This is a genomic window from Ferrimonas sp. YIN67 (genome assembly GCF_057219095.1).
In genome coordinates this window covers 39,960-53,845 of record NZ_JBXVVJ010000005.1, presented here as the reverse complement: position 1 = coordinate 53,845, position 13,886 = coordinate 39,960, and the positions used below count along the sequence as shown (strand labels likewise).

Here is a 13,886-nt window from a genome sequence, read left to right as displayed (position 1 = left end):
ATTCTTCTGCCGCCTCGAAAGCGACTTATGTGACTGAAACGATCACGGAAGATCGTTCCGCATTCTTCTCAGGCTACGCTGCTGGCGACTGTCTTCACGACGCACCTCCAGCGTAACTTCTTCGATGTAAGCCAGATGGTCATTGGACGCCTTACGGGCCGCCTCGGCATCACGCCTCAAAATGGCCTGCAGCAGGGCTTCCCTGTGGGTATTCGCCACATCGGACGAGCCTTCACGGCGATACAGCAACTCCAGGTTGGCCGCCACATTGCGCTGCAGCAGCTGCGCCAGGCTCAGTACCAGGTGCAGCATGGCCACGTTATGAGAGGCTTCGGCTACGCAGCAGTAAAACTCCACGATCGCCTGGGCTTCCTCTTCGGTGTTGCCTTGTACCGCCTTGATCGCTTCTACCTTGCGACGCAGCTGGGCGTGATCCGCATCGGTCCCTCGGACCGCGGCGTAATAAGCCATCATGCCTTCAGTGGCATGACGGAACTCCAGCAGGTCGTACTGGGATTCCGGGTTATTGGCCAGCAGCTCTACCAAAGGATCGGACAAGCTGTTCCATAGCTGTTGTTTGACATAAGTGCCTCCCCCCTGTCGGCGGGTAAGCACTCCTTTAGCTTCCAGTTTCTGGATCGCCTCGCGTAACGACGGACGCGATACCTCAAACTGAACCGCCAGCTCCCGCTCCGGTGGGAGTTTTTGTCCCGGCTTCAGACTGCCTTCGAGCACCATCTTCTCAAGTTCCTTGACGATGACGTCGGACAGCTTCGGCTGATTAATTCTTCGGTAGGCCATAGGGCGTATTTCCAAATGTTAACGAATGGTGTTAATTGGTATGACCATTGAAACCTGCCACGAAATGTAGCAGACCTCACACAGTTGGATCAAGGACTTTGAGCCTCATCACAATAAGCCCGGTTCGCGTGATGGCGAAACATTGCCTTATGATGGCGGTCACTTGAGCCGATGGTCAGACCAATAGCAAAAGGGGTGTTTTTCAGGAAGTGGGGCCGGTGTCAGTGCAAAACGCCCAGTATGGTCAAGACAGAGACCACCACCAGCAACAGGATCAGGTTGCGCTTGGCCAGTTGCAGCAGCGCCAGCGTGGGCTGCACGCAGATCGGCTCATCCTCAACCTCATCCGGCTCCTCTGCCGCCAGGGCCACCTCGGTGATCAACTCTCGCGCCGAGACCCAGGGATCGAACAACCGAGGCAGCAACACTGTGATGGCCCGACTGAAATGCCCGGACAGGGCGAAGCCCAGTGCCACCACTCGGGCGGGGATCCAATCGAGCAGGTGCATTAAGGGCACCAAGAGCGGTCGCTTAAGCTGTGCCTGGGCAAAGTGATCGTGGTAACCCCGAACCGTGGAGTAAAACAGCGCGGCCCCAGGCCCCAGAGCCACAAAATAGAGGGCAACTGCGGCGTAGTATCGATAGTTCAACCAGGCCGCCACCTGACCCATGCGCAGCCCCAGGGAGCAGTCGGAACCGACCCCCTCCTGGACCTGATGATCCAACTGTTCCATATAGTGATAACTGGCCTGGGAATCACCTCGGCATGCCGCCACCAGGTAACAGCGAAAACGCTCTCGCAGGGGCCGATGGCCAAACACCAGCAAGCCGACGGCGATCCACAGCAGCAGGTGCCATAAGCCAAACCACTTACCGGTCAGCAGGTCCGCCAGCCAGTACACAAGCAGGGCCGGCAGGCTGAGTGCCACCGCCATCTTTGGCCACTTTTTCAGTGCCTGCTCATCAAACAGCAGCGTCGCGTACCGGGCAAAAAACGATTCGAACTGCCACCGCTGGCTCAGCAGGCGGGTTCGTTCGATAAAAAGCACCAATAGCAAAGAGAACAAAGCCATATCAATCGTCCAGTAATCGGAAGTAACCATCCCAGTCAAAGGCCGGACCGGGATCCGTCTTACGCGACGGCGCTATGTGGCAATGACCCACAATGCGGTCTCGGGTGATCAAAGGATACTTTCTCATCAGGGCATGCGTCACCCCAACAAGCGTCTGATATTGTGCATTTTCGTACGGGATGTGATCACATCCTTCCAACTCAATGCCAATGGAAAAGTCATTACAATTCGACTCACCCTCAAACGCACTGATCCCGGCATGCCAGGCACGACGGTCGAACGGCACATACTGGATAACGTGCCCATCACGGCGGATCAACAGGTGTGCCGAGACCTGCAGATCCCGAACTTCCTCCAGCACCGGGTAATCCCGCTGTACACAGCCAAGGAACAGTTGGTGAATATAAGGGGCGCCAAACAGCCCAGGGGGCAGACTGATGTTATGCAGCACCAGCAGGCTGATCTCTGCTCCCTCGGGCCGTGGCCCTTGAAACGGCGAAAAACTGTGCTGCGCCAGCGTCAGCCAGCGCCCCTTCGGCTCCAGCGTATGGCCGGGTGCCCGAACCGGCATTGACTCCCCGGAGGGAGAAGCAAAGGCATTACCCATCAAGTATTTCCCTACAGACAATAGAGATCCATCATATCAGCCAAGCCCAAACCTGGGGTGACTCAGATCGCCCCCGGGCGCTTTCGCTTTGATATACTGTCACAAAGCCCCAAATAAGCTGGAACCCAATGCCCACTCCCCAGTCGAGCCAAGGTCCGGGAAAAGTGATGTTTTTGCTGGCCTGGATCGCCCTGGCCAGCCTGCTTTATCTCTATTTCGACAAGAAACTGAGCCAGCGCCAGAACCCGAACCAGCAAGTGGTAGGCCGAATCGTCGGCGAGATCAGCGAGGTGGAGTTGCAACGCAACCGCCAGGGCCACTATGTCACCAGCGCCCGACTCAACGGCCATGAGGTGGTGATGCTGGTGGATACCGGTGCCACCGAGATCTCCATCCCCGCCGCCGTGGCCGACCGCCTCGAGCTGCCCCGGGGCCGCCGTTTCCCGGTCAGTACCGCCAACGGCACCGTCGATGTGTATCAAACCCGGATCGAGACCCTCTCCATCGGCGTACTAACCCTGTATGATCTGACCGCTAACATCAATCCCGGACTGGATGACCGCACCATCTTATTGGGCATGAATGCCCTCAAAGATCTGGAAATGATCCAGCGGGGGAATACCCTGACCCTGAGGAAATACTGAACCCATGCTCCAAAACGATATCCGTCTGGCAGTGAGTGCCGCCCTGGAAGAAGATCTCGGTGGACTGAGCCCGGCCGAGGGCGACATTACCGCAGCCTTGATCCCCGCCGACCGCTACGCCGAAGCCACGGTGATCACCCGTGAAGATGGGGTGTTCTGTGGCAAGGCCTGGGCCGAACAGGTATTTAACCAGCTCGGCGGCGAAGTCGCCCTGCACTGGCATGTCGATGATGGCGATCTTGTGGTCGCCAACCAGGTGCTGGTCGAGTTGGCTGGCCCGGCCCGCCTTCTGCTGACCGGTGAACGCACCGCACTGAACTTTATCCAGACCCTGTCCGGTGTGGCCACCCTGACCCAGCAATATGTCGCCCATATCGACGGCACCGGCACCCGCCTGTTGGACACCCGGAAAACCGTGCCCGGCCTGCGCACCGCCCAGAAGTACGCCGTCACCTGCGGCGGCGGCCACAATCACCGCATCGGCCTGTATGACGCCTTCCTGATCAAGGAAAACCACATCGCCGCCTGCGGCGGCATTGCCGAGGCGATCCAGGCGGCTCGTGTCCTCAATCCTGAGGCCCCGGTCGAGGTGGAAGTGGAAAGCTTGGAGGAGTTGGCCCAGGCCCTGGAAGCGGGCGCCGACATCGTAATGCTGGATAACTTCGACACCGCCATGATGCTCGACGCGGTCAAACTGCGCGAGCAGGTGCGCCCCACCACCAAGCTGGAGGTCTCCGGCAACGTCACCCTGGCCACCATCGGTGACTTTGCCCGCACCGGCATCGACTTTATCTCCGTCGGCGCCCTGACCAAGCATGTCCGCGCCCTGGATCTCTCCATGCGCTTTCGCTAAAGGGGCTCCCCGCGGGCTGCCCCCCTCGCTAAAGCCTGGGCTCTGGGAAAGAGCCTAGGTTCTAGGATAAAGCCTAGGTTCTGAGAAAGAGCCTGGGTTCTAGGGAAGAGCCTGGGTTCTAGGATAAAACCTGGGCTCTAGGGAAATGCCCAGTAAGCTCTTACCTAGTACCTGCTCCCCCTAGTACCTGCTCTTCCTAGAACCTAGAACCTGCTCTTCCTAGTACCTAGAACCTAGAACCTGCCCTTCCTAGTACCTAGTACCTAGTACCTAGAACCTGCCCTTCCTAGTACCTAGAACCTAGCCCTTGCCCCTGCCCTCCTGATCATTCGCTAAAAAACAACCGTCAAACAGACAGTTCCACTCCTAAACACTCCCCAACTCTTTTATTTACATTCTTGCAACCCGCTGGCGGTGTACTAGCTTTATCAATGATGTACTGGCGCATCTCCCTCCATTCGAAACCGCTTCGATTAACGGTGTGGCCAGCCTCATCAGGGAATCACTGCGCCGCACCGTGCGCGCACAACGAACATCAAGATGGATAAGGAAAGGGACATGAAACGGAATCAACTCACGCAACAGCGCGGCTTTACCCTGATCGAACTGATGATCGTGGTCGCCATCATCGGGATCCTGGCGGCCATTGCGATCCCGGCCTATCAAGACTATGTAAAACGCAGCAAGCTCACATCAATCCTTACCGACGCTCACGCCTATAAAACTGCCGTCGCAGTCTGCTATCAGGAAAATGGTGATCTAGCTAATTGCGATGCGACCAAAGAAGGTATCCCCGCCGTTGGAGCAACTGTGGCTAGTGTGACTGCTGGCGTAATCACCTTAACTGTAGCTACCACAGTCGATGACAAAAGCATGGTGCTAACACCCAACACTTCAGTAGACAGTCAAATATCTTGGGATATCACCGGCGGAGCAAACTGCGTAACGTATATCGATGGCTGTACTGCAGCTGCAACGCCTTAAAATTGTAATCTGGGGCTGGCTGAGCTGGCCCCAAACCGATCTTGTCGCATATGAGCCTGTCAGCCACCACCTTCGGCCTTCCCTCGATGGATATCTCCGCCCTGGAGTTGTCCAGCGTCCCCGAGGAGCTGCTCAATCGCAAGCTGATTGAGAAGCACCGCTGCCTGCCCCTGAGCAAACGCAACAACCGTTTGGTGCTGGCTACCGCCGATCCCGACAACCTGCTGGCCCTGGAGGAGTTCCAGTTTAACCTGGGGCTCCATGTGGAGCCGGTGATCGTGGTGCGCGAGGCGCTGGAGCGGGTGCTGGAAAAGGTGCTAGAGGACGATCTCGATCAGTTGGAGATCACCGAGGAGGATGAGCAGCGCCTGGCCGGGATCGACACCGAGGACACGGATCCCTATGGGGAAGATCCGGCCACCGGCGGGGCCGAGGATGCTCCCGTTGTGGTGTTTATCAACAAGCTGATGACCGAGGCGATCCGTAAGGGCGCCTCGGATCTGCATTTCGAACCTTACGAGGACCAGTTCCGGGTGCGCTTTCGCATCGACGGGATCCTCTCTACCATCAACAGTCCACCGGCCAACCTGGGACCGAGGATCGCCGCCCGCATCAAGGTGATGTCCAAACTCAATATCGCCGAACGACGCCTGCCCCAGGATGGCCGCATCAAGCTTCGAGTCGGCGGCCACCGGCTGGTGGATTTTCGCGTTTCCGTACTGCCCACCCTGTTTGGTGAAAAGGTGGTGATGCGGATCCTCGACAGTTCCGCCGCCAGTCTCAACATCGATATCCTGGGCTTCAGCGAACAGCAGAAGGCGTGCTACCAGGCCAACCTGAATCGTCCCCAGGGGATGATCTTAGTCACCGGCCCCACCGGCTCGGGTAAGACGGTCTCCCTCTACACCGGCCTCAATATCCTCAACACCGATGAGCGCAACATCTCCACCGCCGAGGATCCTGTGGAGATCAATCTGCGAGGGATCAACCAGGTGCAGATCAATCCCAAGGCGGGGCTGACCTTCGCCGGGGCCCTGCGCTCCTTCCTGCGCCAGGATCCGGATATCGTCATGGTGGGGGAGATCCGAGATCTGGAAACCGCCGAGATCGCCGTCAAGGCGGCCCAGACCGGCCACCTGGTGATGAGCACCCTGCACACCAACTCCGCCCCGGAAACCCTCACCCGCCTGCTTAACATGGGGGTCCCCGCCTACAACATCGCCAGCTCGGTCAGTCTGATCATCGCCCAGCGCCTAGCCCGCAAGCTCTGCCGCCACTGCTGCGAGGCGGAAACCCTTCCCCAGGAGGTGCTGCTCAGTGCCGGCTTTAGCCCGGCTCAGCTGGACACAGGCTTTGTTACCTACCGGGCCGTAGGTTGTGCTCAGTGCAACGGCGGTTACAAGGGCCGGGTCGGCCTCTACGAGATGCTTACCATGACCAACCGGCTGGCGGCACTGATCATGGCCGGCGGCAGTGCCATCGAGCTGGCCGAGCAGGCCCGGGCCGACGGTATGCTGACCCTGAGAGACGCCGGGCTGACCAAGGTGATAGAGGGGATCTGCTCTCTGGCGGAGATCAACCGGATCACCAACCACTAGAGAGCCGGAAACAGGGGACAAGCAGAAGCAGGAGACAGGAAAAAGCAGGGAACAGGGAAAGGCAGAAAACAGGGGGCGGGGTTTTTGCCTTTCTCTGTTTTCTGTCAGCGCAGCGTCCTGAATTCTGCATTTATGGGGAGCCGGGAGCCGCTCCACCAAACCTTGGCATTTCCCCGCACCGTTCAGTGTGGTGTCCTGGCGTCCGCCCCGGCCCATAACAGAAACAAAGCAAAGGAGTTCGGCCATGGCCACGGCACTCAAACGCCACAGCAAAGAGAAAAAAAGCCCCACAGGTGCCAAGCAACAGGCCGAACTGGTGGAGTTTCACTGGCAGGGCCGCAACCGGCGAGGGGACAAGCTCAAAGGTGATCTCCAAGGACACTCGGGAGCCGAGGTGAAAGCCCAGCTGCGCAAACAGGGGATCACCCCATTGCAAGTACGCAAAAAGCCCACCCCCATGTTTCAGCGCCAGGCCAAGATCCGAGCCGCAGACATCGCCGTCTTTACTCGTCAGATCGCCACCATGCTCGGCGCTGGAGTGCCCCTGGTGACGGCCATGGAGATGGTGGTCAAGGGTCATGAAAATGCGGCCATGCGGGCCCTGCTTAGTGAAGTGCTCGAAGAGTTGCAGTCGGGCTCCCCCGTCTCCCAGTCCCTGCGTCCCCACCGCCGCTACTTCGACGAACTCTACTGTGATCTGGTGGCCTCCGGCGAGCAGTCCGGCACCCTGGATCAGGTATTTAGCCGGATTGCCACCTACAAGGAGAAGGCCGAAGCCCTCAAGTCCAAGATCAAGAAGGCGATGTTCTACCCCGCGGCGGTGATCACCGTGGCCATCGGCGTCACCCTGCTGCTGCTGCTGTTCGTGGTGCCCCAGTTCGAGGCGATCTTCAGTGACTTTGGCGCCGAGCTCCCCATCTTTACCCAGTTGGTGATCAACCTGTCCCAGTTCCTCCAGGCCAGCTGGTACTATTTCTTTGGGATCGCCGCGCTCATCGCCTGGGCGTTGATCCGCTCCCACCGCAACTCCCAGGCCTTTCGCGACGGCGTTGATGCCTACACGCTCAAATTGCCATTGATCGGCAATATCCTGCACAAGGGCGCCATGGCCAAGTTTGCCCGCACCCTGGCCACCACCTTCTCCGCTGGAGTCCCCCTGATCGAAGGGCTGGATGCCTCCGCCGGCGCATCGGGCAACGCCGTCTATCGCCGTGCCATCCTCAAGATCAAGGAGGAGGTGATAGGTGGGCTGCAGATGCATGTGGCGATGCGCACGGTCCAGATCTTCCCGGACATGATGACCCAGATGGTAATGATCGGCGAGGAGTCCGGAGCCCTCGACGATATGCTCAACAAGGTCGCCAACATCTACGAGATGGAGGTAGACGATGCGGTGGACGGCCTCTCCACCCTGATCGAGCCCATGCTGATGGTGGTGTTGGGCACCCTAGTGGGCGGCTTGGTCGTCGCAATGTACCTGCCCATCTTCCAATTGGGTAACGTAGTCGGATAGGATCAGGATAAATCCCCTTATCGGCGACTTTCATGACCCTGTGGCTCGAACTTTTTGCCCAATATGCCTGGCTGTTTCCCCTGGTGGCCCTGATCGTCGGCCTGATCCTGGGCAGCTTTCTCAATGTGGTGATCCACCGACTGCCGATCATGATGGAGCGAGAGTGGCGGGCCGAGTGTGCCGAAGCCTTTCCGGAGCAGGCCCCTGCCCCCTCGGAAGCGCCCGCAGAGCGCTATAACCTGGCCACACCTGCCAGTGCCTGCCCCCATTGCGATACCCCCATTCCGGCCTGGCGCAACATTCCCCTGCTGAGCTTCGCCCTGCAGCGAGGACGTTGCCATCAGTGCGCCGGTCCGATCGCCTGGCGCTACCCCCTGGTTGAGTTGCTCAGCGGACTGACGGCCATCGGACTGGCCCTGCTATTAGGCCCGACTCCGGCCTTTCTCGCCGCGACCCTGCTGACCCTGGGGTTGATCGCCCTCAGCGCCATCGATATCGACACCATGCTATTGCCGGATCAGATCACCCTCCCCCTGCTGTGGCTCGGTTTGCTGGTCAACCTCCAGGGGCTGTTCGTTCCTCTCAATGACGCCGTGATCGGGGCCGTCGCCGGCTACCTCTCCCTCTGGAGTATCTTCCAAGCCTTCAAGCTGCTGACCGGCAAGGAGGGAATGGGCTATGGCGATTTCAAACTGCTGGCGCTGTTTGGTGCCTGGTTTGGCTGGCAGGCCCTGCTGCCTGTGATCCTCTTCGCCTCCATGGGTGGGGCCCTGTTTGGCCTCACCATGATGGCCACCGGGCGCCTGCAAAAGGACAATCCCATGCCGTTCGGCCCCTGGATCGCCCTGGGAGGCTTTATCTACCTGTGCTGGGGGCCAACGCTGGTGTCCTGGTACATGATCAACATGGTGGTCCTATGAGTCGCTACTTAGTGGGCCTAACCGGCGGGATCGGCTCCGGCAAGACCCAAGTCAGTGACCGCTTTGCCCAACTGGGGATCGCAGTCATCGACACCGACATCCTGGCCCGGGAGGTGGTGGCACCGGGAACCCCGGGGCTGACCGCCATCATCGAACGCTTTGGCAGCGGGATCCTCCTGGCCGACGGTACCCTTGACCGGGCCCAGTTACGCCGAATCGTCTTTGCCGACGAGGCTCAGCGCCAGTGGCTCAATCAGCTGACCCATCCCTTGATCCGAACCGAACTGAAACGCCAGTGCGCTGCTGCCACCAGTCCCTATGCCATAGCGGTGATCCCATTGCTGACCGAGAGTGGCATGGCCGATCTGGTGGATCGCGTGCTGGTGGTGGATGTGCCCGAATCGGTGCAGATCGAGCGCACCTGCCAGCGCGATGGCAATGACAGGGCGCTGGTCGAGCGTATTCTTCAACGCCAGGCCAGTCGTAAACAGCGCCTGGCCATCGCAGATGATGTAATCGACAACGGCGGCAGCCTGACCCAGCTCGAGACTCAACTGGCACCGCTACACAAGTTTTACCTTCAACAAGCGGAGCAAGGGAATGTGGCTGACATTTGAACAACCCCTCAATGAAAAGATCCGCAATTACCTGCGGATCGAAAGCGTTGCCGCCCAGGCCAAGGCTCACAGTGCCATGGCCTACTCCGGCTGTGAACTGGCCTTTTTCCGCAGCCTGTTTGAACTCGGTGAGCTGGTGGAGCGCAGCGAGCTGCGCACCGATCTGCTCAAAGACCTGGATCGACAGATCGAACAGCTGGCCCAGTGGCGCCCCCTGCCCAACGTCGACCATGCACAGCTCGACAGCTTCGAGCAGCAGCTGACCGGACTGATCCAGGCACTGCAGAACCTGATCCGGCCCGCCCAGCTACTCAAGGGTGACCGTTTTCTCGGTGCACTGCGCCAACGTCTGATCATTCCCGGTGGCTGCGGCAGCTTCGATCTCCCCCAGCTGCACTTCTGGTTGGCCCAGAGCAATGAGATCAAACAGGCGCAGGCCAGAGACTGGCTCACCCTGCTGGCCCCGATCACCGACAGCATAGGGATCCTGCTGAACATGCTGCGGGAAACCGGTCGGTGGCAAGAACAGATGGCCATGGGGGGCAGCTATCAAGCCAGCTCAGAGCTGGAACTGGACCTGCTGCGGGTCAAACTCAAGCAGGAATACGGGGTGTATCCCACCATCAGCGCTCACCGGAACCGCTTTACCATTCACCTGATCAACCATCAATCCGGCAAGGCCGATCCTCGCAACCTGCCGTTGCACCTGTGCCTGTCGACGGAGAGTCCATGACCCTGAAAGTCCAATGCCCCACCTGCCAAACTGAAGTCAGCTGGGATGAGAAACACCCATTTCGCCCCTTCTGCAGCGAGCGCTGCAAGCTGATCGATCTCGGCGAATGGTCCGAAGAACGCCACGCCATCAAAGGCAAGGTCGAACTGCCCGACGAGTTTGATATCAGCGAGCCCGACTTCTTCCTACCCGATGAAGACGAGGACGACACCTCATATTGATCTAGGCAGGCAGGCGCGCCAGCAAAGCGCTGACAATCGCCCCATTGGCAGCTGGCATTGCCACTGTGGGCAACGCATCGAGGGCAACCCAGCGAATGGGGTTGCCCTCGATGCTCTCCCCCTTCCCTTCAAATTCAGTCACCAGGAAGGTATCCAGCTGCACCAGGCGATCCCCATAGTCATGCACCACGCTGTGAAGCGGTTCACTCCCCAGCACCCGCAGACCCACCTCCTCTGCCAGTTCCCTGGCCAGAGCGGTTTCCACCGTCTCATTGGGCTCCACCTTACCGCCGGGAAACTCCCACAGGCCCCCCTGATGCTGAGCCTTATCCCGCAGCGCCAGCAAAACCTGCCGCCTAGCATTGACCACCACCCCGATGGCCACCCGGATCTCTTTCATAATACGACCCCAAATTAATTTGGGGTCAGAGTAAAAACTCCCTCTCCAAAGTCTGGAGAACAATACTTAGTTTTTACTCTGACCCCAGACTCCCTGATACACAAAGAGCGGCCCCGGGGCCGCTCTTTGTTTTCTTCACTGATCGCTATCGGTTCACCGCCGCGCTTAGCTCAGCTTACCGTGACACTGCTTGTACTTCTTGCCACTGCCACAGGGGCAAGGCTCATTACGACCAACCTTAGGCCCTTGAGCCGCTTGAGGCTGGGCTGCTGGCTGAGGCTGTCCCATCTGCTCGGCTTGCTGATGTTGGAAAGCACGCTGACGGGCCAATTGCTCTTCCTGCTCTCGACGTTTTTGCTCCATGGCATCGACATCGGACTGTGCCTGAACCCGAACCTTGGACAACAGGGAGATCACGTCAGTCTTGAGGGTTTCCAACATACCCTGGAACAGCTCGAAGGACTCACGCTTGTACTCCTGCTTCGGGTTCTTCTGAGCGTAACCACGCAGGTGGATCCCCTGACGCAGGTGGTCCATCGCCGCCAGGTGTTCCTTCCACAGGTTATCGAGGGTCTGCAGCATGACGACCTTCTCAAACTGGCGCAGCACTTTCTCGCCAACCTGCTCTTCCTTCTCTTTATAGGCCTCATCCCAGGCTGCGACGATGCGCTCGCGCAGCGCGAGTTCATCCAGATCATCTTCCTTCTCCAGCCATTCGCCGATGGGCAGGGCCAGTTCAAAGTCTACCGCCAAGCGCTCTTCCAGGGCGGGAACCTCCCACATCTCCTCGAGAGACTGTGGCGGGATGTACTGGGAGACGATGTTGTTAATGACATCCTCGCGCACCACTACGATGGTCTCGCTAATGTCATCACCTTCCATCAGCTCATTTCGCTGGGAATACACCACCTGGCGCTGATCGTTAGCGACGTCATCGTATTCCAGCAGTTGCTTACGAATATCGAAGTTACGTGCCTCAACCTTGCGCTGGGCGTTCTCAATGGCACGATTCACCCAGGGGTGTTCAATCGCTTCGCCCCGCTCCATACCCAGTTTCTTCATCATGCTGGATACACGGTCAGAGGCAAAGATCCGCATCAGGCTGTCTTCCATGGACAGGTAGAAACGGGAAGAACCCGCATCACCCTGACGACCGGAGCGGCCACGCAGCTGGTTATCGATCCGGCGGGATTCATGACGCTCGGACGCAATGATGTGCAGGCCACCGGCTTCCAGCACGGCATCATGACGCACCTGCCAATCCGCCTTGATCTTGGCGATCTGCTCCTCAGAGGCGCTGTCACCCAGCTTGTCGATCTCCGCCTGCCAGCTGCCACCCAGGACGATATCGGTACCACGACCGGCCATGTTGGTGGCAATGGTCACCGAACCACTGCGACCGGCCTGCGCGACAATCTCCGCTTCCTGTTCGTGGAATTTGGCGTTGAGCACGTTGTGCTTGATCTTCTCTTTACGCAGCAGGTTGGAGAGAAACTCTGAGGTCTCGATGGAGATGGTACCCACCAGTACCGGCTGTCCCCGCTCGATGCAGTCACGAATATCGGCGATGATCGCCTCGTATTTCTCTTCTGCCGTCAGGTACACCAGATCCGCCATGTCCTTACGGACCATGGGACGGTTGGTCGGAATGACAACGGTATCCAGGCCATAGATGCTCTGGAACTCGAACGCTTCGGTATCAGCCGTACCGGTCATGCCGGCCAGCTTCTCGTACATCCGGAAGTAGTTCTGGAAGGTGATGGATGCCAGGGTCTGGTTTTCATTCTGAATACGCAGGCCTTCTTTGGCTTCCACCGCCTGGTGCAGACCTTCGGACCAGCGGCGCCCCGGCATGGTACGACCGGTGTGCTCATCCACGATCACCACGGCACCTTCATCGTCAACGATGTAGTCAACGTCACGCTCAAACAGCATGTGGGCGCGCAAACCGGCGTTGATGTGATGCAGCAGGGAGATGTTGGCGGCGCTGTAGAGGGAGTCCCCTTCCTGCAGCAGGCCGATATCGGTGAGCAACTGCTCCACTTTCTCCTGGCCGCGCTCGGTCAGATTCACCTGCTTGGCTTTCTCATCCACGGAGAAGTCGCCATCGCCAATCTCTTCCTCGGTATCTTCCTTATCCTGGCGAACCAATTTTGGAATAAGGGTATTAACCCGGATATAGAGATCAGAGCTGTCCTCGGCGGCACCTGAGATGATCAGCGGCGTACGGGCTTCATCGATAAGGATGGAGTCCACTTCATCCACCAGGGCGTAGTGCAGCTCTCGCTGTACTCGCTCACCCGCGGAAAAAGCCATGTTGTCGCGCAAGTAATCGAAGCCAAATTCGTTGTTGGTGCCGTAAGTGATATCACAGGCATAGGCGCTCTGCTTGTCCTGGTGGTTCATCCCGGACAAATTGATCCCCACGGACATGCCGAGGAATTCAAACAGAGGACGGTTCCACTCGGCATCACGACGAGCCAGGTAGTCGTTCACGGTAATCACGTGAACGCCTTTGCCGGTCAGGGCGTTAAGATAGGCTGGCAGGGTTGCGGTCAGGGTCTTCCCCTCACCGGTACGCATCTCGGCGATGCGGCCAGACTGCAAGACCATCCCCCCCACCAGCTGGACGTCAAAATGACGCATACCAAACACCCGCTTGGAGGCTTCGCGTACGGTGGCAAATGCCTCCGGCAACAGCTCATCCAGCTTGGTGCCATCGGCATAGCGCTGCTTAAACTCCTCGGTCTTCTGCTTGAGTTGGTCGTCACTCAGGGCTTCCCAGTCCGCTTCCATGGCACCGATCTGGTCTACCACCTTGCGTAGCTGCTTGAGGGTTCGTTCGTTTTTGCTACCAAATACTTTGGTCAGGAGTTTCGCTAACATTGCCTATCATCGCTACTGAACACGGCAGGCGCCAGC

The 13,886-nt window shown here is 58.6% G+C and carries 14 protein-coding genes; 9 read left to right on the top strand and 5 right to left on the bottom strand.

Features of this window, described 5'->3' with window-relative positions; all coding sequences use genetic code 11:
* Positions 1-42: 42 nt before the first annotated feature.
* The 3 genes from pdhR to ampD all read right to left on the bottom strand — a co-directional run bounded on the left by pdhR (position 43) and on the right by ampD (position 2,445).
* Positions 43-801, bottom strand: a complete 759-nt coding sequence (gene pdhR, locus AC2D8U_RS12115) for a pyruvate dehydrogenase complex transcriptional repressor PdhR (RefSeq protein ID WP_484619323.1) — start codon at positions 799-801, stop codon at positions 43-45.
* 221 nt (positions 802-1,022) lie between these two features.
* Complete coding sequence (ampE, locus tag AC2D8U_RS12110; RefSeq protein ID WP_484619322.1) at positions 1,023-1,874, bottom strand: beta-lactamase regulator AmpE; 852 nt, start codon at positions 1,872-1,874, stop codon at positions 1,023-1,025.
* A 1-nt stretch (position 1,875) separates the two neighbouring features.
* A complete protein-coding gene (gene ampD / locus AC2D8U_RS12105; RefSeq protein WP_484619539.1) occupies positions 1,876-2,445 on the bottom strand; it encodes a 1,6-anhydro-N-acetylmuramyl-L-alanine amidase AmpD in 570 nt (189 codons plus the stop codon).
* Positions 2,446-2,648: 203 nt separating this feature from the next.
* Between ampD and AC2D8U_RS12100 the strand changes: the two genes are divergently transcribed.
* The 9 genes from AC2D8U_RS12100 to yacG all read left to right on the top strand — a co-directional run bounded on the left by AC2D8U_RS12100 (position 2,649) and on the right by yacG (position 10,564).
* Positions 2,649-3,125, top strand: a complete 477-nt coding sequence (locus AC2D8U_RS12100) for a retropepsin-like aspartic protease family protein (RefSeq protein WP_484619321.1) — start codon at positions 2,649-2,651, stop codon at positions 3,123-3,125.
* Between the two features lie 4 nt (positions 3,126-3,129).
* Entirely contained in the window at positions 3,130-3,978 is an 849-nt protein-coding gene (nadC, locus tag AC2D8U_RS12095; protein ID WP_484619320.1) for a carboxylating nicotinate-nucleotide diphosphorylase, read from the top strand.
* Between the two features lie 558 nt (positions 3,979-4,536).
* Positions 4,537-4,962, top strand: coding sequence for a pilin (locus AC2D8U_RS12090; RefSeq protein WP_484619319.1), 426 nt, complete (start codon positions 4,537-4,539; stop codon positions 4,960-4,962).
* 50 nt (positions 4,963-5,012) lie between these two features.
* On the top strand, positions 5,013-6,560 hold the full coding sequence (gene pilB, locus AC2D8U_RS12085; protein WP_484619318.1) for a type IV-A pilus assembly ATPase PilB: 1,548 nt from the start codon (positions 5,013-5,015) through the stop codon (positions 6,558-6,560).
* Between the two features lie 244 nt (positions 6,561-6,804).
* Positions 6,805-8,073 (top strand): type II secretion system F family protein, encoded by a 1,269-nt coding sequence (locus AC2D8U_RS12080; protein ID WP_484619317.1) that lies wholly within the window; start codon positions 6,805-6,807, stop codon positions 8,071-8,073.
* A 32-nt stretch (positions 8,074-8,105) separates the two neighbouring features.
* On the top strand, positions 8,106-8,993 hold the full coding sequence (locus AC2D8U_RS12075) for a prepilin peptidase (protein WP_484619316.1): 888 nt from the start codon (positions 8,106-8,108) through the stop codon (positions 8,991-8,993).
* Positions 8,990-9,610: a dephospho-CoA kinase gene (coaE, locus tag AC2D8U_RS12070; RefSeq protein WP_484619315.1), complete on the top strand. Its 621-nt coding sequence runs from the start codon at positions 8,990-8,992 to the stop codon at positions 9,608-9,610. Before AC2D8U_RS12075 ends, coaE begins: the two co-directional genes overlap by 4 nt.
* The gene (locus AC2D8U_RS12065; RefSeq protein ID WP_484619314.1) at positions 9,594-10,343 is read left to right on the top strand and encodes a cell division protein ZapD; all 750 of its coding nucleotides are present in this window, start codon (positions 9,594-9,596) and stop codon (positions 10,341-10,343) included. Before coaE ends, AC2D8U_RS12065 begins: the two co-directional genes overlap by 17 nt.
* Entirely contained in the window at positions 10,340-10,564 is a 225-nt protein-coding gene (gene yacG / locus AC2D8U_RS12060; protein WP_484619313.1) for a DNA gyrase inhibitor YacG, read from the top strand. The genes AC2D8U_RS12065 and yacG overlap by 4 nt, the downstream gene beginning before the upstream one ends.
* Position 10,565: 1 nt before the next feature.
* On the opposite strand, the gene mutT is transcribed toward yacG, so the two are convergent.
* Together mutT and secA are read right to left on the bottom strand one after the other, a co-directional pair.
* Positions 10,566-10,964: an 8-oxo-dGTP diphosphatase MutT gene (gene mutT, locus AC2D8U_RS12055; protein ID WP_484619312.1), complete on the bottom strand. Its 399-nt coding sequence runs from the start codon at positions 10,962-10,964 to the stop codon at positions 10,566-10,568.
* Positions 10,965-11,129: 165 nt separating this feature from the next.
* Positions 11,130-13,850, bottom strand: a complete 2,721-nt coding sequence (secA, locus tag AC2D8U_RS12050; protein ID WP_484619311.1) for a preprotein translocase subunit SecA — start codon at positions 13,848-13,850, stop codon at positions 11,130-11,132.
* Positions 13,851-13,886: the final 36 nt, after the last annotated feature.